Annotated in this window: 20 protein-coding genes; 8 read left to right on the top strand and 12 right to left on the bottom strand. The window is 60.9% G+C overall.

Going from position 1 to position 17,855, the window contains the following annotated elements; genetic code table 11:
• Positions 1-62 precede the first annotated feature (62 nt).
• Entirely contained in the window at positions 63-443 is a 381-nt protein-coding gene (locus IGW03_RS09370) for a GFA family protein (RefSeq protein ID WP_194722266.1), read from the top strand.
• Between the two features lie 198 nt (positions 444-641).
• On the opposite strand, the gene IGW03_RS09365 is transcribed toward IGW03_RS09370, so the two are convergent.
• The 5 genes from IGW03_RS09365 to IGW03_RS09345 all read right to left on the bottom strand — a co-directional run bounded on the left by IGW03_RS09365 (position 642) and on the right by IGW03_RS09345 (position 5,008).
• Entirely contained in the window at positions 642-2,054 is a 1,413-nt protein-coding gene (locus IGW03_RS09365) for an aminotransferase-like domain-containing protein (protein WP_194722265.1), read from the bottom strand.
• Between the two features lie 89 nt (positions 2,055-2,143).
• Positions 2,144-2,356 carry a DUF2970 domain-containing protein gene (locus IGW03_RS09360; RefSeq protein ID WP_194722264.1) on the bottom strand — a complete coding sequence of 71 codons (213 nt, stop codon included), beginning with the start codon at positions 2,354-2,356 and terminating at the stop codon, positions 2,144-2,146.
• A gap of 62 nt (positions 2,357-2,418) precedes the next feature.
• On the bottom strand, positions 2,419-2,934 hold the full coding sequence (locus IGW03_RS09355) for a DUF934 domain-containing protein (protein ID WP_194722263.1): 516 nt from the start codon (positions 2,932-2,934) through the stop codon (positions 2,419-2,421).
• A complete protein-coding gene (gene nirA, locus IGW03_RS09350; protein WP_194722262.1) occupies positions 2,927-4,612 on the bottom strand; it encodes a nitrite reductase NirA in 1,686 nt (561 codons plus the stop codon). Before nirA ends, IGW03_RS09355 begins: the two co-directional genes overlap by 8 nt.
• Positions 4,613-4,630: 18 nt before the next feature.
• Positions 4,631-5,008, bottom strand: coding sequence for a hypothetical protein (locus IGW03_RS09345; RefSeq protein ID WP_194722353.1), 378 nt, complete (start codon positions 5,006-5,008; stop codon positions 4,631-4,633).
• Here IGW03_RS09345 and IGW03_RS09340 point away from each other — a divergent pair.
• The 3 genes from IGW03_RS09340 (at position 4,990) to blaOXA (ending at position 7,934) form a co-directional block, all read left to right on the top strand.
• On the top strand, positions 4,990-5,700 hold the full coding sequence (locus IGW03_RS09340; RefSeq protein ID WP_194722261.1) for a c-type cytochrome: 711 nt from the start codon (positions 4,990-4,992) through the stop codon (positions 5,698-5,700). The genes IGW03_RS09345 and IGW03_RS09340 overlap by 19 nt on opposite strands.
• Before the next feature lie 26 nt (positions 5,701-5,726).
• On the top strand, positions 5,727-7,010 hold the full coding sequence (locus IGW03_RS09335; protein ID WP_194722260.1) for a c-type cytochrome: 1,284 nt from the start codon (positions 5,727-5,729) through the stop codon (positions 7,008-7,010).
• Between the two features lie 117 nt (positions 7,011-7,127).
• Positions 7,128-7,934 (top strand): class D beta-lactamase, encoded by an 807-nt coding sequence (gene blaOXA, locus IGW03_RS09330; protein ID WP_194722259.1) that lies wholly within the window; start codon positions 7,128-7,130, stop codon positions 7,932-7,934.
• A gap of 99 nt (positions 7,935-8,033) precedes the next feature.
• Here the strand turns inward: blaOXA and IGW03_RS09325 are convergent, their stop codons facing one another.
• Both IGW03_RS09325 and IGW03_RS09320 read right to left on the bottom strand, forming a co-directional pair.
• A complete protein-coding gene (locus tag IGW03_RS09325) occupies positions 8,034-9,524 on the bottom strand; it encodes a methyl-accepting chemotaxis protein (protein WP_194722258.1) in 1,491 nt (496 codons plus the stop codon).
• A gap of 272 nt (positions 9,525-9,796) precedes the next feature.
• Positions 9,797-10,276 carry a VOC family protein gene (locus tag IGW03_RS09320; protein ID WP_194722257.1) on the bottom strand — a complete coding sequence of 160 codons (480 nt, stop codon included), beginning with the start codon at positions 10,274-10,276 and terminating at the stop codon, positions 9,797-9,799.
• Positions 10,277-10,518: 242 nt separating this feature from the next.
• Here IGW03_RS09320 and IGW03_RS09315 point away from each other — a divergent pair, with 242 nt between their 5' ends.
• From IGW03_RS09315 to IGW03_RS09305, 3 genes are all read left to right on the top strand, one after another.
• Entirely contained in the window at positions 10,519-10,911 is a 393-nt protein-coding gene (locus IGW03_RS09315) for a COG4315 family predicted lipoprotein (RefSeq protein ID WP_194722256.1), read from the top strand.
• Positions 10,912-10,972: 61 nt separating this feature from the next.
• A complete protein-coding gene (locus IGW03_RS09310) occupies positions 10,973-11,491 on the top strand; it encodes an RNA polymerase sigma factor (protein ID WP_194722255.1) in 519 nt (172 codons plus the stop codon).
• On the top strand, positions 11,488-12,252 hold the full coding sequence (locus IGW03_RS09305; RefSeq protein ID WP_194722254.1) for an anti-sigma factor family protein: 765 nt from the start codon (positions 11,488-11,490) through the stop codon (positions 12,250-12,252). The genes IGW03_RS09310 and IGW03_RS09305 overlap by 4 nt, the downstream gene beginning before the upstream one ends.
• Positions 12,253-12,277: 25 nt before the next feature.
• Here the strand turns inward: IGW03_RS09305 and IGW03_RS09300 are convergent, their stop codons facing one another.
• Positions 12,278-12,937, bottom strand: a complete 660-nt coding sequence (locus IGW03_RS09300; protein ID WP_194722253.1) for a universal stress protein — start codon at positions 12,935-12,937, stop codon at positions 12,278-12,280.
• A gap of 153 nt (positions 12,938-13,090) precedes the next feature.
• Between IGW03_RS09300 and IGW03_RS09295 the strand changes: the two genes are divergently transcribed.
• Entirely contained in the window at positions 13,091-13,945 is an 855-nt protein-coding gene (locus IGW03_RS09295) for an AraC family transcriptional regulator (protein ID WP_194722252.1), read from the top strand.
• Between the two features lie 39 nt (positions 13,946-13,984).
• On the opposite strand, the gene IGW03_RS09290 is transcribed toward IGW03_RS09295, so the two are convergent.
• From IGW03_RS09290 to IGW03_RS09275, 4 genes are all read right to left on the bottom strand, one after another.
• Positions 13,985-14,959, bottom strand: coding sequence for a C45 family autoproteolytic acyltransferase/hydrolase (locus tag IGW03_RS09290; protein ID WP_194722251.1), 975 nt, complete (start codon positions 14,957-14,959; stop codon positions 13,985-13,987).
• Positions 14,960-14,965: 6 nt separating this feature from the next.
• On the bottom strand, positions 14,966-15,367 hold the full coding sequence (gene rnk, locus IGW03_RS09285) for a nucleoside diphosphate kinase regulator (protein ID WP_194722250.1): 402 nt from the start codon (positions 15,365-15,367) through the stop codon (positions 14,966-14,968).
• 126 nt (positions 15,368-15,493) lie between these two features.
• Positions 15,494-16,420: a universal stress protein gene (locus tag IGW03_RS09280; RefSeq protein WP_194722249.1), complete on the bottom strand. Its 927-nt coding sequence runs from the start codon at positions 16,418-16,420 to the stop codon at positions 15,494-15,496.
• 81 nt (positions 16,421-16,501) lie between these two features.
• Positions 16,502-16,972 carry a GreA/GreB family elongation factor gene (locus tag IGW03_RS09275; RefSeq protein ID WP_194722248.1) on the bottom strand — a complete coding sequence of 157 codons (471 nt, stop codon included), beginning with the start codon at positions 16,970-16,972 and terminating at the stop codon, positions 16,502-16,504.
• Positions 16,973-17,855: the final 883 nt, after the last annotated feature.

Here is a 17,855-nt window from a genome sequence, read left to right as displayed (position 1 = left end):
CACTGCACCCCGTAGCAGAGAATCCGGGTTTTGACCGGTTTTCCCCCATCCGGAGGTGAGACATGAAATCGATCCATCAAGGCTCCTGCCATTGCGGCAAGGTCCGTTTCGAACTGCAGGCCGATATCAATCAGGCGACGGAGTGCAACTGTTCCCTGTGCCTGCGCGTCGGCGCGCTATGGCACGGCACGCCCGATAGCAAGCTGCGCATTCTGAGCGGCGAGGAAGAGCTGGAGGTTTATCAGTTCCATACCATGACGGCGATGCATTACTTCTGCCGGCATTGCGGCGTTCATCCATTCTCGCGGCCGCGCATCGATCCGCGCATCTGGGTGGTGAACCTGCGCTGTGTTCATGAGATTGATTTGTCGTCCGTCAGAGTGAGCTTGTTTGACGGCAGGAACTGGGAGAGTGCGGCGAAGGCGCTGCTTGAGACAAGATAAACATGGGGTGGGTGGCGAGGACTGGGGATGATGGGCATGGCAAAAGACTTTCTGCGGATGTGCGATCTCCCTCACCCCCGACCCCCGCTCTGCACCCCGCGGTTCGGCGTGCAAGCCGAACCGACTGCGGCAGTGCAGACCGATGGTCTGCGAAATCTTGCCTTCGCCCCCCTCTGGAGAGGGGAAGCATTCTCAAGGTCAAGCAGCGGCGACCAGCCGGCCCAGCGTGGCCAGTGCGGCTTCCACCTTCGCATCCCAGGGATGTCCGTAATTGAGCCGCAGGCAGTTGGTGAATCCGCGATGCGCCGAGAACATCGGGCCTGGCGCCACGCTGATGCCGAGCGCCAGGGCGCGGCGATGAATTTCCAGTGTATTCGCCTGGCCGGGCAGTTCGACCCACAAAAAATATCCGCCGTTCGGCCGGGTGGCCTTCGTGCCTCGGGGGAAGTAGCGGACGACCGCTTGCATCATCGCGCTCTGCTGCACCGACAAGGCATGGCGCAGCTGCCGCAGATGCTTGTCATAGCCGCCCTTGGCCAGATAGTCCGCCAGTGCGGCCTGGCCCGGCGCCGAGGTTGACAGGGTCGTGGTCAGCTTCAGGTGCGCCACGTCCTTGGTGTAGCGCCCGGGCATGGCCCAGCCGATGCGATAGCCGGGCGCCAGGCACTTCGAAAATGAAGAGCAGTGCAACACCAGACCCTTGGCGTCGAAAGCGCGTGCCGACGGCGGCCTCTTGTTGCCGAAGTAAAGCTCGCCGTAGACATCATCCTCGATGAGCGGAACGCCATGGGCGGCGAGCAGTTCCACCAGGGCCTGCTTCCTTTCGTCGGACATCATGCTGCCGAGCGGATTCTGGAAATTCGTCATGATCCAGCAGGCCTTCGGCTTGTGGCGCTCGAGCGCCGTCGCCAGCGCGTCGAGATCGATGCCTTCGCGAGGATGGGTCGGGACCTCGATGGCGTTCAAGCCGATGCGCTCGAGCGCCTGCAGTGCGGCATAAAAGGTCGGCGACTCGATGACCACGCAATCCCCCGGCCGTGCGACCGCGCTCAGGCACAGGTTCAAGGCTTCCAGCGCGCCGTTCGTGATCACGATTTCGTCCGGGTGCACATGCATGCCGTCGGCCAGGTAGCGCAGGGCGATCTGGCGGCGCAGCGCCGCGTTGCCGGCGGTGAGGTCGTCCACCGTGCTCCACGGGTCCATGTCCTGCACGCTTGATGACAATGACTTCGCAAGCCTCGGCAGGGGGAAGAGCAGCGGGCTGGGAAAGGCCGAGCCGAAGGGAACGACATCCCGCGTCCTGGCCGATTCCAGCACTTCGAAGACCAGCTGGCTGACATCGACCGGCGTCGACTCGCCAAGCGCCTGGGACGACTGCTCCGGCTCCGGCGGCAGAACCTTGGCGCCGGAAATCACATAGTAGCCGGAGCGCTCCCGCGCACGGATCAGTCCTCTGGCCTCCAGCAGGTAGTAGGCTTCGAACACGGTCGAGGGACTGACCCCGCGGCTGGTGCTGGTCTGCCGGACCGACGGCAGCCGGTCTCCCAGCTTGATGACGCCGGTCCGGATCGACTGTGCAATTTCCTCGGCAAGGGATTCATAGCGTTTCATTCGATTTCCCGTGGGTGAGATCCGCTGGCATGCGGGCAAGCCGGCTAGCTTGCCGGACCATAGCAGTTCTCATCGCCGCATTCAAGGCATCAGTTGACGACCGCATTCACGATGGCAAGCAGGGTCCCGATGAAGATGGCCGTGCCGATCAGGCCGGCAATGATCACATAGAAGGGATTCAGGCCGCCCACATCCTCGTCGAAATCCTTTTTCCGGCGCAGGCCGATGAACGACCAGGCAACCGCGACCATCGTCGACAGGAACGATCTTTCCTTCTGCCGGGATTGCTTGTCCTTGTTCATGGGCTTGCCTTTCGAAAAACAGGTTTGTGATTGAGCGCTTTTGCCGTAAGACGCTGCCTGGCTTACTCTGTCCCGCCATGCCGCTTGCGAAACAGCGGCAAGGGGTTGTCCACCGCGCCCTGGTACTGCACCGTGTAATGGCTGAAGCTCTTGATGGTGTCGCGGATGTCCTTGTCGGCGCGCACCGCAAAGGCATCGAAGCCGCAGCGGCGCATGTAGTTCAGCTGGTCGCGCAGGACGTCGCCCACGGCGCGCAGCTCGCGGTTCCAGCCGTAGCGGGTGCGCAGCAGCGTGGCGATGCTGTACCCGCGGCCGTCGCGGAAGCTGGGAAAATCGACGGCAATGAGCTGCATGCGCAGCAGCGTGGCGATGGACGCTTCGAAGTCGTCATCGGGGGCGATCCAGACGGCCTGCACCTGGTCGAATACCGCGGCATTGCCAGGGTCGTTGAGCGCGGCGAAGGGAAAGATCTTGTGCGCAAAAGTCTGGTGCTCGCTGGGCGCGCTGTCGCGGATCAGCTGCCAGTCGTCGGCCACGATCTGCGGCATCTGGTTGATGATCTTGATGATGTCAGGCATAAGCGTTCTCCCTGGCATTGGAAGTGTCGCGGTAGACATTCGCCTTGAACGGATCCGTGCCGATACGTGCGACGGTTTCAATAAAGGTTTCGTTTTCGAGCCTCGTCTTCACGAAGGTTTCGATCAAGCGCTCGATCACCCCCGGCATCTCTTCCGCTCGGAAGGAAGGTCCGATGACCTTGCCGAGAGCGGACTGGTTGCCCTGTGCGCCGCCGATGGTGACCTGGTACCACTCCTGGCCGTCCTTGTCCACGCCCAGCACGCCGATGTTGCCCATGTGGTGGTGGCCGCAGGCATTGATGCATCCCGAGATGTTCAGCGACAGATCGCCGAGGTCATGCACGAAGTCGAGATCGTCGAAACGCTCGGCAATGGCAGCCGCAATCGGCAGGGAGCGCGCATTGGCCAGCGAGCAGTAGTCGCCGCCGGGGCAGGCGATGATGTCGGTCAGCAGTCCGATGTTCGGCGCGCCCAGATTCTGCTCGCATGCAAGCTGCCAGAGGCGATACAGGTCGCTTGTCCTGACATCGGGCAGGATGACATTCTGCTCGTGCGCGATGCGGACCTCGCCGAAGCCGAAGCTCTCCGACCAGCCGGCAATGTGCTCCATCTGATCGGCTGTCACGTCGCCGGGCGGAACGGCTGCGCCGGGCTTGGTCGAAAGCGTCACCGACGCATATCCCGGCACCTTGTGCGGATGGACGTTGCGCTTGACCCACTGCGCGAACCGGCGGTCGCCTGCAAGGTTCTGCTCCAGGACTTTGTCGTCGGTCTGCCCGACCGCATAGGCATCCTGGACGAAATGGCTTGCGACACGTGCGTACTCTTCCTGCGTCAGGGTGGAAGGCCCGTCCTTCAGGTGCGCCCATTCCTTCTCGACTTCCTCGGCAAACTGCTCGATGCCCAGGGCCTTCACCAGGATCTTGATGCGCGCCTTGTATTTGTTGTCGCGCCGGCCGTAACGGTTGTAGACGCGCAGGATCGCCTCGACGTAGGAGAGGAGGTGCTGCCACGGCAGGTTGTCGCGCACCTGCGAACTCAGGATGGGCGTGCGGCCCAGTCCGCCGCCGGCATGAACGCGCAGCACTTTTTCGCCGGCGTCGTTGGTGTAGAGATAAACGCCGACATCATGCATTCTCACCGCCGTACGGTCTTCCCGCGATGCCGACAGCGCGATCTTGAACTTGCGCGGAAGGTAGGCAAACTCCGGGTTGAGCGTGGACCACTGGCGCAGGATTTCGGCCAGCGGGCGCGGATCGAGCACTTCGTCCGCTGCCACTCCGGCGAACTGCTCGGTGGTGATGTTGCGAACGCAGTTTCCCGAGGTCTGGATCGCATGCATTTGCACCGACGCCAGGTCGGACAGGATGTCCGGCACTTCCTCGAGCCTGATCCAGTTGAATTGAATGTTCTGGCGCGTGGTGAAGTGGCCATATCCGCGGTCATGGCGCCGCGCGATACGCGCAAGCATGCGCACCTGTTCGGCAGACAGCACGCCGTAGGGAATGGCCACCCGCAGCATGTAGGCATGCTTCTGCATGTACAGGCCGTTCTGCAGCCGCAGCGGGAGAAACTCTTCTTCGGAAAGCTCGCCCGACAGGCGGCGCCTGACCTGGTCGCGGAATTCCGAAACCCGCTCCCGGACCAGGATGTCATCGTAATTGTCGTATCGGTACATGTGTTTTGCCGATCTGCATCAAAGTTTGGAGAGCCACTGCGGCAGGCCTGAAAGCACACGCGCAGCCGGCGGCATCGACACTGATTGTCTCTCCGGGGGCATGAATAAAACAGATTCAGAAGGCGAAAAAAACACCATATCAGATTGGGACCATTGACTCGGATGCGGATGGCGTGATCCACAGGATGCCCATGGCGGCACGAAAGAATAAGGACGACCACGATTACAAGACAATTTTCCAGGAAAACCGGAGCAGAAAGGCATCTGATCCGGTAAATACTCCCGCAACTGCTTCTGTAAATCAGCTGCCATGCATATCAGAATTCCACACCATGAATCCGGCCAGACCGGCCGGCGATGCAAGGTTGATATTGCCCATGAATCAGCTTCGAACATTGTTGAGTGCGCTCCTGCTAGGAAGTGCCGTGCTTGTCCTGCAGCCGGCCGGCGCACAGCCTGCCCGCGCCGCAGACCCGATGGCGCAGCGAGTTGCCGCCTGTACCGCCTGCCACGGCAAGGAGGGCAGGGCAACCAGCGATGGATTCTTTCCCCGCATCGCCGGCAAGCCCGCAGGGTACCTGTACAACCAGCTGATCAATTTCCGCGATGGCCGGCGCCGGTATCCGATGATGACTTACCTGGTTGCGCCATTGTCGGAAGAGTATCTGAAGCAAATGGCGGAATATTTTTCCTCGCTGCACCCGCCTTACTCCGCGCCGCAGCCTGCCAATCTGCCCGCCGCCAGCCTGAAGCGCGCCGAAGCGCTGGTCATGGAAGGAGACAGGTCGCGGAATATTCCCGCCTGCATCGCCTGCCATGGGCAGAAGCTCACCGGCGTGCTGCCCTCCATTCCAAGTCTCGTGGCCTTGCCGCGCGATTACCTGAATGCACAGTTCGGCGCCTGGAAGAACGGAGCGCGCAAGGCGGCAGCACCTGACTGCATGGCCCATATCGCCTCGCAGCTGACTTCCGAGGAGATCGGTGCGGTCTCCGCATGGCTGGCATCGCAGCCCATCCCGCAGGACATGTCGGCTGCGCCGGCCTCTTCCGTCAAGCTGCCTGTTGCCTGCGGCAGCTTCCCGCAATGACTCCGCAACGACTCATGGAACGCCGCATGAAACGCCTGCTTCTCATCCTGCTCGCCTTGTTGTTCCTCGTCCCCGCCGCCGTCATCGGCGTCCAGGTCTGGCATGATCCGGGACGCAATCAGTCCACGGTGCATGTCGCAAATGCCGCTGAACAGGTGAGTCGCGGAGCCTATCTCGCCAGGGCCGGCAACTGCATGGCATGCCACACCGTACGGGGAGGCGAGCAGTATGCCGGCGGCCGGTCCATCGCCACGCCGTTCGGCAACATCTATTCTTCCAACCTCACGCCGGACCGGGAAACGGGAATAGGTACATGGAGTTCGGACGACTTCTGGCGAGCCATGCACAACGGCAAATCGAAGGATGGGAAGTTCCTGTATCCGGCCTTTCCTTATCCGAACTACACCAAGGTGACGCGTGCCGACTCCGATGCGATCCATGCCTATCTGAAGACGATCCCCGCCGTGCGGCAGCCGAACCGGGACAACGAATTGCGCTTCCCCTACAACCAGCGCATCCTGCTGGCATTCTGGCGCACGCTCTACTTCACGCCGGGCGAGTACAAGGCGGATCGGAATCAAAGCGCCGAATGGAACCGCGGCGCCTATCTCGTGCAGGGGCTTGGCCACTGCAGCGCATGCCACACCAGCCGCAATGCCTTGGGCGGCACCTCGGACGAGGGCGACCTTGCCGGCGGCATGATTCCGATGCTGAACTGGTATGCCTCCTCCCTGACCTCGGACAGCGGAACAGGCCTGGGCGACTGGCACCGGAAAGACATTGCCGACCTGCTGAAAACCGGCGTGTCTCAGCGCGGCGCCGTCTTCGGTCCGATGACGGAAGTGGTCGGGCAAAGCCTCCAGCATCTGGCCGATGCCGATATCAACGCCATGGCGGCCTATCTGAAATCCGTCCCCAAGGCCGAGGCAGTCAGTGTGCCTGCGTCGGTACGGGTATCCGGCGACAGGGAAGCCATTCTCAAACTGGGCGCCAAGCTCTACGAGCAGCACTGCGCCGAATGCCACAAGGCTGACGGCAGCGGCGCGCCGACGGCCTATCCGCCGCTGGCCGGCACGCGATCCCTGACGGTGCAGTCGGCCATCAATCCGATTCGCATCGTCCTCAACGGCGGCTATCCGCCCAGCACCGGGGGCAACCCGCAACCCTTCGGCATGCCTCCGTTCGCTTCGGCCTTGAACGACGAGGAGATTGCCGCCGTGGTGTCCCATGTGCGCACGAGCTGGGGAAACCAAGGTGGGCTTGTGTCTCCGGTGGAGGTAGGGAGATTGCGCGGCGCGCCGATGGATTAAGCGGTTTGAGCATGATGTGACAGGCGTTACACCGGTTGCCGCCGTTAAGCCTTGCTCGGTTGCTGACCATAAAGTGAGAACCTAGGATGCAGGCTTCCCTGCATCGATGGAGATCCCATGTTCAAACTGATTGTCCGCGCGCTGATGGCTGCCATGCTGGTTGCCGGCGCATCCGCTTCCGGTACCGAAACCATTGAGCGTCCCGAACTTGCCCGGCACTTCAAGGCGGCCGGCGTGACCGGCACCTTCGTGCTGTTCGACATTGCCGCCGACCGCATCTCGGTCCATGACAAGGCGCGGGCCGATCAACGCTTCGCGCCGCAGTCGACCTTCAAGATCTTCAATGCAATGATCGGCCTCGATACCGGCGCGGTAAAGGACGAACTCGAAGTCCTGCCGTATGGCGGCAAGCCGCAGATGATCAAGGAATGGGAGCGCGACATGAACCTGCGCGACGGCATCCGCGTATCCAATGTCCCGGTCTATCAGGAACTGGCGCGGCGCATCGGCGCCCAGCGCATGCAGCACTATATCGATCTCGTCGGCTACGGCAACCGCAACATCGGCAATGTGATCGACCGCTTCTGGCTCGACGGGCCGCTTGAGATATCGGCAGTCGAGCAGGCGCAGCTGATGGCAAGACTGGCGCAGCGCCGGCTGCCGTTCACGGAACGCAGCATGCGCACCGTGCGCGACATGATCCGCCAGGACGGCACGCAGCAGGGCTACACCATGTTTGCAAAGACCGGCTGGGGTTTTCAATCGCCGAATGCGCAGATCGGCTGGCTGGTCGGCTGGATCGAGAAGGAAGGCAAGCCCTACGCGTTTGCACTGAACATCGATGTGTTGAGCAATGCGGATGCGGCAAAACGGCAGCCGCTGGTTCGGGATTGCCTGGAAACCCTGCTGTTCAAGGCTTCATGAGTACGCGTCCGGCGCTACGTCATTGAAAGTGGATAGTTGAGGAATAGTCCTGGCTGCTTGCCTATGCAGCCAGGAAGTGCGGCACCATTGCGCCATCAATCAGGCATAGCAACCGCAAGTGATCACGACATCATCGAAGCGCTCCAGATAAGACGCCTTCGTCTTGATTTCCTGCGTGGTGGGATGGGCAAACAGGTATTCGACCCAACCGCTTCCCTTCGTCTTTCCGAGCGTGATCATTTCGGCGATGAAGGCCTTGCCGTTCTTGTCGCGCGTGCGGCTGGTATCCGAGCCGACGAAGTGGCGGTTGGCGCCATGGGCCTTGATGAAACCGTCGAATCCGTAAATGCCGATGTACAGGTCCTTGTAGACCAGCTTGCCCTTGTTCAGCTTGCCCACTTCCTCGATCAGCGCCGGCAGGCCGTTGGATTTTGCCATGGCAACGGCCTTCTTCACCAGTTCGATTGCTTCGTCCGCGGTGCCGATTTCCGCACCCAGGGTGAACGCCGCGACCGCATCGGACAGGGAGGCCGCGCTCGACTTCAGGTTGGTCGATGCCTTGAGCGCATTCGTGACCAGCTCGGTGTTTTCCTGGATCATGCGCTCGAACTGCGTCATCGCCTGATTGACTTGCTGTATGCCCAGGCTCTGCTCCTGCGTGGCATTGGCGATGCCTTTTACATAGCCGGCAACGTCTTCCACCGAGGTGACGATCTGCTGCATCGTGCGACCTGCCTCGTCGACCAGCTGCGCGCCCGATTCGACTTTGTCCACGGAATCGGCGATCAGCGTCTTGATATCGCGGGCGGCCTGCGCGGACCGCTGCGCGAGGCTGCGAACTTCTGAAGCGACGACGGCGAAACCTCTTCCCTGTTCGCCCGCATGCGCCGCTTCGACGGCGGCATTGAGCGCGAGAATATTGGTCTGGAAGGCGATGCCGTCGATGACGCCGATGATTTCCTCGATCTTGCGCGAGCTGTTCTTGATGGCATCCATCGTCGTCACGACATCCTTGACGACATGGCCGCCCTTGGTCGCGAGATCGGCTGCGGAATCGACGACATGATTGGCCTGCTGCGCCGCATCGGCATTCTGCTTGACGGTAGCGGCCAGTTCTTCCAGCGATGCTGCGGTTTCCTCGACCGAGCCGGCTTGCGTTTCATTGCGTGATGACAGCGCGGCGTTGTCCGAATTGACCGACAGGGCGGTGGTATCGATGGCAATCGACCCGCTGCGGACATCGCGCACGATATTGAAGAGCATGTCCTTCAGGTCCTTCAGCACGTCCTGCACGGCCAGGATCTCACCCGCGCCCCTGGTAGTGAAGCTGGACGTCAGGTCGCCGGCGATCATCTTGCGGCCGATGCCGGCTGCCTCCTGCAGCGGCGCCACGATGCGGCGCACCAGCCATACGGTGCATGCCGCGTTGAAAATGACTGCCAGAGTGCAGAGAACGCCGATCGTGACGGCGGCAGCGCCTGAAAGTGCCGTGGCCGCGGCAATCGCCAGGCCTGTAAGAAAAATGCTTGAAAGCGTGCCCATGCCAACCAGCACGGACTGGATGGATATCCCCGCGAGGTACTGTCTCACTGCGTCTCCCTGAAGTTACGCAAGACTCTGTGGTCTTGTCGTCGTTGAAATGCTTGCCGATGCAATCAGTTACTTGCGGGCAAGATTATGTCGATGTTAGGGAATGGGCATGCAGGCGTCAAGCGCTCCATGCGGCCTGACGCCTTTTTGTCTCAATCCAAGGCATCAAAGTCAGTGCCCACTGACGTGCGCGCGAATGTTCGGGCGACGCCGACCAGCGATGTCGGAGCAGCGGCGACGATGCAGGGTGCGTCTCGCCGACTTCAGGATATTCAGCCGCGCCGCGCCGCCTCTATCACAGCAATGTCGATCTTCCGCATGGTCATCATCGCGTCGAATGCGCGCTTGGCCGCTGTGCGGTCAGGGTCGGTGATTGCCGCAGTAAGGGCACGCGGCGTGATCTGCCACGAAACTCCCCAGCGATCCTTGCACCAGCCGCATGCGCTTTCCTGGCCGCCGCTGCCGACGATCGCATTCCACAGGCGGTCGGTCTCGGCCTGGTCGTCGGTCGCGATCTGGAAGGAAAAGGCTTCGTTGAGCTTGAATTGCGGACCGCCGTTCAAGCCCAGGCAGGGAATGCCTGCCACCGTGAATTCGACCGTCAGGATGTTGCCTTCCTTGCCGGCGGGGTAATCGCCCGGTGCCCGGTGAACGGCGGTGACAGCGCTGTCGGGAAATGTTTCGGCGTAGAAGTTGGCTGCGTCCAGGGCGTCGCTGTCGTACCACAGGCAAATCGTATTCTTGCTTGTCATTGCATCTCTCCTTGCGAGTTGAAGACCGGCGTCCGCCGCCGCCGGAACAGTTTCCCTGCGCATGCGGCGTCTTTGTTTGCCGGTCGAGACTAATGTCCTTGCCGCGATCCGTCAATGTCGCTCTTTCTTGCCTGGCACGCCATTTCACCAAAAAATTTTCCTGCGTTTGGAATAAACTGCGATGCAGTTGCGTATACGTTCATGCAGCACCCTTCACTGCCACACAACCAAAAGGAATTGCCATGAACCTCCAGCAAAAAGCCTCCCCCCATCGTATCGCCGCCGTTTCCATTTTCGCCGCCTTGCTGGCGACCGCCAGCGCCTTCGCCCAGAACGCCGCGCCCGCGACCATGAAGGATGGCGTGCTCGTCGGCAGCAACGGCATGACGCTCTATACCTTCGAAAAGGATGCGGACGGAAAGAGCATGTGCAACGGCAAGTGCGCCGAGAACTGGCCGCCGCTCACCGCCGACAGCGGCGCGGCACCGTCGGGAGATTTCTCGGTGATTACCCGCGACGACGGCAAGAAGCAGGTTGCCTACAAGGGCAAGCCGCTGTACTACTGGGTCAAGGACCAGAAGCCGGGCGACAAGACGGGAGACGGCGTGAACAACGTATGGCACGTCGCCAAGTAGGCATGCAATCCGGCATGTCCGACTTTTCGGCGCAGTCAAGGCCCGCTTCCCGCTTCGCTTCATGAAGGACCTTGAACTGCACCTGCCCCGGCTGCGCCGCTATGCGCGCGCATTGACCGGCGACCGGCATGCCAGCGAAGACCTGGTGCAGGACACGGTGGAGCGCGCACTGTCGCGCTTCGCCTGGTTCCGTACCGGGGCCAAGCTCGATGCGTGGCTGCTGTCGATCATGCACAATCTGTTCGTCAGCCAGAAGCGCCACCAGGCAGTACAGCCGCCATGCGACCCGATCGATGAGCGGTCGGACCTGGCGATGCGCGGCACGGAAGAAGATGCGCTCGCATTGCTCGACCTCGACCGCGCGCTGGCGCGCCTTCCGGATGAGCAGCGCGCGGTTTTGCTGCTGATTTCTCTCGAAGAATTTTCGTATGAGGAGACATCCCGCATTCTCGGCGTTCCGGTCGGGACCGTCATGTCGCGCCTGTCGCGCGCCCGGGAACGGCTGCGCATCATTCTTGCCGAGGATGCGTCCGCGGCATCGGCTGCCGTATCCTCCCCGCATCTGAAGGTCATTAAATGAGTCGTCCGCAAGAATCCGAATTCCACCAGTTCATCGACGGCCGCCTGTCCCCGGAACGCGCGGCACAGGTGCAGGGCTGGCTGGACGGACATGCCGAGGATGCGGCGGCCGTGGCCGCATGGCGCGCGCAGAAGGACATGCTGCACCGCGCCTATGACCGCTTCGCCCAGGCACCGGCAGCGGCGCCGGCATCGGCAGCGGTACGCAGCCGCCGGGTACACGCATCCGGCTTCTTTCCGCGCCTGGCCATCCCCGCGCTCTGTCTTGCTGTCGGCCTGGTGGCCGGCTATTTCGTCCGGGGGGCACCGGAACCGTCCGGTGCAAACCTGATGGCAGCGCTGCCGCGCCAGGCCGTGGTGGCCCATGCCGTGTATTCGGCTGAGGTGCGCCATCCCGTCGAAGTCGGCGTGAACCAGACCGCGCATCTGGCGCAGTGGCTGTCGAAGCGGCTGGGCGGCACCATTTCCATTCCCGATCTGGGCAACTCCGGCTATCAGCTGCTGGGCGGCCGCCTCCTGCCGGATGACTCCGGACCTGCGGCGCAATTCATGTACGAAGACAAGAACGGCCTGCGCCTCACCTTGTACGTCAAGCGCAACCCCGGCCATGATGCGACGGCATTCCGGTTCGCCAACGAGGGCAGGCTGAGCACTTTCTACTGGATCGACGGCGACTTCGGCTATGCATTGTCGGGCGAACTGGCGCGCAACTCCCTGCTGGGCGTGGCCGACAGCGTGCATCGGCAGATCGGCGGACGGTAGAAGAATGGAGGAGTGCCCGGCCAACCTAGGCGGTGGCCAGCAGCACATCGCATGACGTCGCCTCTGCGAGCCGGTGCGCCGCACACTTGCTGAAATACGCAAGAGGAGAGGAGGCGGGACGAGCGCCGACGACGATCAGATCCGTTTTCATGCGCGCCGCATAGTTGCCGATCACGGCGAGCGGCTTTCCATGATGGACAACGCGGGATACCCTTGTGTGCGCATGGCAGATGCCGTCCGCAAAACCATTCAGCTTTTCGCGGGCGGCTTCCCGCGCAAGCGCGCGGGATGAGAAGAGGGATTCTCCGTTCTGCGCGTGAAGCGTCGCGTTTTCCCCGCGTGCTTCAAAGGCATGCAGAAAGACCACCTGCGCATTCGGCCACATCTCAAGCGCAACGCAGGCGGCTGCAGCAGCGGCGGAAGACAGGTCGGCTGCAACCAGTATCCTTTCATAGGCAAGCCTGCGACCGGCCTGCGCGATCAGGATCGGCCGCGCTTCCGACCGAATCATCCTCTGCATTTCAAGACGAATGCGAATATTGTCGAGCAACCCCCGCCCGCGTGTCGTGATCACGGCAAGCCTGGCGGAATCGCGCTGCCGTTCCGGCACGGCGGGACGCATGACTGCTTCCGGCTGCTTGCCGTTGAACGGTGGGAGCCAATCCATGGTGGGTACGCTTTTCATGGTCGTCACTCTAAGAAGGAGGGCCGCATCGCGCCGGGCGGGCCAACTGGCGGGTATGGTTTTGACATGGCAAGACACTGTTTTGCGGGTTGGTCGACAGCCTTGGGCATTGAAGGTACATTACCGGAACCACGACATGTCGTTTGTCGCTAAATGAACAAGAGATATCTTCAAGATGACATTTCGCGAGCTGCGGACGAGGAGCTGAATTCCCTGCGCAGCTTGCCTCGGCCGGTGTACGGGCATGCACAAGGCTTGCCCAACCGCGCGATCGGCTACCGCCACAGTCATGCCTGGGACCAGCTGTCTTATGCGATGCAGGGCATCATCGAAGTCTCGACGGACACCGGGCGCTTCGTCGCGCCCCCGTCCTATGCGATATGGATTCCCGCAGGGATGCCGCACGGCGTGCAATGTTCGAGAGACACGGAAATACGCAGCCTGTACATCGAGCCGGCATCGATTGCAGCAATTGCATCAATTGCATTAAACGCAGATGCGGAAGATGACGTGGGCAAGGAAGGCAAATGCCGCGTGCTGGTGGTGACGCCATTGATGCGCGAGCTGATCCGGCGCTTTGCCGATATCCCCGTGGAGTACGACGTGAACGGCGCCGACGGGAGGCTGGTCGCGGTGCTGCTGGACCAGCTCGCCTGCGCTCCGGAAGCCGGTATGTATCTGCCATGGCCGCAGGATGCCCGTCTTCGCAAGGTCTGCACTTATCTGCAGGCCCGTCCGGAAAGCCAGAAGAACCTGGCCGATTTCGGTAATGAATTCGGCATGTCGGAGCGTACGCTGATTCGTCTTTTTCTTCAGCAGACCGGGTTGAGCTTCCGGCTCTGGCGGCAGCGTGCACGTTTGCTCAGCGCGCTGCCCCTGCTGGAACAGGGGCAGCGCGTCACCGATGTGGCGCTGGCATGCGGGTATGACAGCATGTCCGCATTCATTGCTGCGTTCCGGGATCAGATGGGAGTGACCCCGGGCGAATTTGCAATGAGTCGCACGTAGGGCGCGGCAGCTGTACGAAGCATATTCAGTGAATGCAAGTCAGGTGACATCGACGATCACCGTTTCGGAACGATGGCCGCCCGAAGTGATGATTTGGCAAGCCACGGTGCGGCAATCTGCCCTTAATGCGGCGAGGACGCCCGGGCTCGAATCACGCCGCCGGGCTTGCTGCTGCTGACGCGGTTCTTGCCGTTCCGGCTGCTGCAGGAAGAGCCGAATGAGGTCGTCATCCGTCGGGTAGTTGGGAATCCGCTCAAGCAGGGCGCTCCATCTTCCGGATCCCGCGCGGCCATGCTTGTTCGCCACCGGGACGAGCGTTTTCTTGCCGTTCGCACAGTCGATGCTGATCATGATGAATTCCTTCGGCGAGGCGAGAAAATAGTGCGCATTTCCGAAGTGGGGACACTGCATGACGATGTCGATGGCTTCTTCGAGTGAGCCGGTATCGAGAAGCGCGCGGCTGACTATTGCGGCGGGAAGACTTTCGCCTTTATCCGCAGCCTCGTCCGTGCCCGGGGAATGGTTCGCCAACACGGAAAGCATCACCCCGGCGCGGTTGACGGCGATGCGCTGTCCGCCGAGCGAACCGAAGATGTTCATGTCGACGAATCCCGGCTTGCCATGCGGCCTTACTTCGACGAAGCAGGCGCTGCCGGGCACGCTCAGGTCTTCTTCCGAGGCATGAAGAATGAATCGGCTCTGCATTCTGTTGGCCGCGACGGAGCAGTAGGGATCGGCAGATTCCGGCATGAGATCGGCGCGGCAATTCCACAAGAACACGTCGGCGAATTCCATGTCCAGTCCGTCGCTCAGGCCTTCCAGTTCCTGCCAGTACTCCGGAAAATATTTCTGCGTCGCGGCCATCAGCCTGACCAGGGCCGGATGGCTGCGCCATTGCAGCAGGCGGCGCCATGCTTCGCTTTTCAGACAATGGGCATGCATCGCCGGATTGGCCAGGCGGCCCAATGCCTGGCCAATGGCGAATGCCGAACCTTCGATCCGGGCAATAGCCATGGGTGTCTAAGCCGCCTTGTGGTCCGCCTGTTGCGGATACACTTCCAGCACCTTCACGCGGATCATCTGGCCGTCACGCCTGGGCCATTCGATGAAGCTTCCTTCAGACATGCCCAGCAGAGCAGTGCCGATAGGCGTGAGCACCGACAGCGCATCCTGTCGTGCCTCGCTCGATTTGGGAAAGCAGAGCGTCAGGCAGAATTCCTCTTTCGGGGATTCGATTTCGAAGCGCACTTTTGAATTCATGCTGACCACCGTGGGTGGAACGTCCTTGGCGTCGATGACATGCGCGCGTGAGAGCTCTTCCAGCAGGGCGTCCCGGCATGCATCATCCGACGCGGGCAAGGTATCCAGAATGGATTCGAGTAATTCAAGGTCCTGCGTCGATACTGTGATTTCTGGTTTCATGATGACTTTCTGATGTTTCTGATGACTTAAATGACTTTGATGAGCCGGCGAACCGGCTGACGAACTGACAAACAACCATGTCATTGACGCTTGCCGGACGTGGCGGCAGCGGGTTTTCCATTTCTCCTATGCCGCGGGACGATCGTCCCAGCCTGGTCCGGAATCCAGCGGAGCCACAAGCAGATCGCACGGCGCTTCGTCGATCAGCCGCTTCGTCAGGCTTCCGACCAGCACCTGCTCCAGCAACGACCGTCCGGTCTTGCCGACCGCAATCAAATCCGGGCTGATCTTCTTGACCAGATCGAATATGACCGGCGCCGCATGGCCGTACTGAACTGTTCTCGAAGCCAGCTGCTTCTGCGGCCCAAGCTCGGCAATGAACTGATTGAGCTGGGTGCGCGAGCGTTCACGCAAGCGGATGCGATAGCCGTTGATCGAATCAGGCGGCAATCCCGCTTCACGCATCATTCCTTCGTGCATGAGGCGGCATGCATGCACGAAGCTGACATGCGCATCAGGCGCGATCGCCAGCGCCATGCGCGCCGCTTCCTTCGACTGCTCGGAGAAATCCACGGCAACGAGCACGCGGCGGTAGGCTGACTGCGGCTCGCTCTTCACGACAAGAACCGGGCGCGTGCATGCCTGCACTACATCGTGATGGCAGGCTCCCGTCAGAAAACTCGAAAGAAACCGACGCTCCTGTGCCGCCACGACGGTCAGGTCCGCATGCAACCGGCTTGCATGATCGGTAATCGCCGAAGCCGATTTCCCCGTCCTCATTCTGCGCACGCAGTGCGGCCCGCCATGGGCCGGTTCCAGTTCCGCCGATCCGGCTTCGCCTTCGGCCATCGCAGCGATCTCCGATTCGGCCAGGGTGCAATGAAAAACCGATGCGGAGGGTGTGGAAAGTCCCATCCTCACAGTCTGCCGGATCGCCAGCATCTCCAGATCGTCCGCCTTCAGCTCCACGCTCAGCATCGCGGCACGTGTCTCTGCCTTGCGCGCATTCTCAGAACAGTCGGTGGCGACCAGTATCTTCTTTATGCGTGTCATGACTTGCTCCATACAGAAGTTGTTCTTGCTGCACAAACAAGCTTGATGGACCTCCCGGGCGGGAGATCGCATCGGCGATCATCAGATGCCTGCCGTTGGAAGATCCGGCAAACGCATGGAAGACACGGTCTTGGCTGTCTCTTCAATGATGCCGTGACGAGAGTCGATGGGAGCGACGTCGACAATCTCGACATACTGAACGCGTCCAAAGGGCAGGCCAATTTCCACGATGCTGCCGACCACGCGGCCCAGCATCGTCATGGCCAGCGGAGAGAGGACGGATACTCTGGCAAGTACCTCGTCGGCATCCTGCGGACACACGATGGCGAGATACTCCCGCTTGGCGGAACCGACGGCCCTATAAGTGACTACCGTATTGAGCCTGACAAAGTCATCTCTTGTGCTTGTCTCGGGAAGCAGGATCGCTCCCGACAGGAATTCCACCAGCCTATCGGCGAAATTGAACTTCACATCTCTCAAGCGCAGCATTGCCTCGGCGAGCCTGCTGAGCAGACAGGCATCCTTCTGAGACAGAAAACGTTCATTCAGCATGGCAAAAGGTCTCCCTCGGCTCCATGCATCACGCATGAACCGTTCAAGTAGACATGGGCCGCCCGGCGCATTAGGCGCCCTGGCGGTGCATTCAGATGCTGGGGAAGGCTCGGGAGGCTGGAGAGAACCGGAGTTCTCTTAGGCGCTCACCGAGCCCAAGAGAGGCAGGCGAGATTTCGTGTGGACAGCTGCACGCGGCGGCTATTCGAAGGCAGATAGTCGTAGGTGCTGGCGTTGAAAGAGGGCAGAGCAAATGACACAGCCATAACCGTGCCTCCCTGCGAGCAGGGAGAACAATTGCGCTTCGCGAGAATGCAGGAATTGTTCACGGCGTGAATGGAGATCGATGGTGTGGTTACAGGCGAGTATAGCCCTAATATTTATTTCGTCAACTGGCCTTCATTCAAGATATGCGGACAAATCAATCACTTGCAATGGCAAATGCTTGAATGTTTAGGTGGTCGTGTGACGTGCCGTTAAATTAATACGGACAAGCCGCCTCGTCCGAATGGACGATTGTTGATATCAAAGTTCCGGCGTGCGACGACCAATTCAACAACCCGGATGCCATCGCCAACTCGAGTTATTCGGCTATTGAATATCTGCCATCACAATAATAAATTTCCTAGTTTTATTTCCATGGGGCAATATTCAACGCGTCTCCTCCAACTCTCTCGAATTGGATTTGCCCGCTAGCCGCAAGGCTGGCGGGCCCTTTCTTGCCTCCAGTCCGGAGCACATCAAGGGCGTGTTCAATTCTCGCGACATCGTCCTGCAAATAATTGTTATGCGCATTGAATTCAAGCCCCGACAGCTCGCCCTGAACCCTTGTCTCGCCGCAGTCGTTTCGAGCGCTGACAGACACACGGCGGTCGTGGCCAAT

It is taken from the genome of Noviherbaspirillum malthae, assembly GCF_015352985.1.
Taxonomy (GTDB): domain Bacteria; phylum Pseudomonadota; class Gammaproteobacteria; order Burkholderiales; family Burkholderiaceae_D; genus Noviherbaspirillum; species Noviherbaspirillum malthae.
The sequence above is the reverse complement of the archived record's forward strand: the minus strand, read 5'-3'. Positions and strand labels throughout refer to the sequence as shown.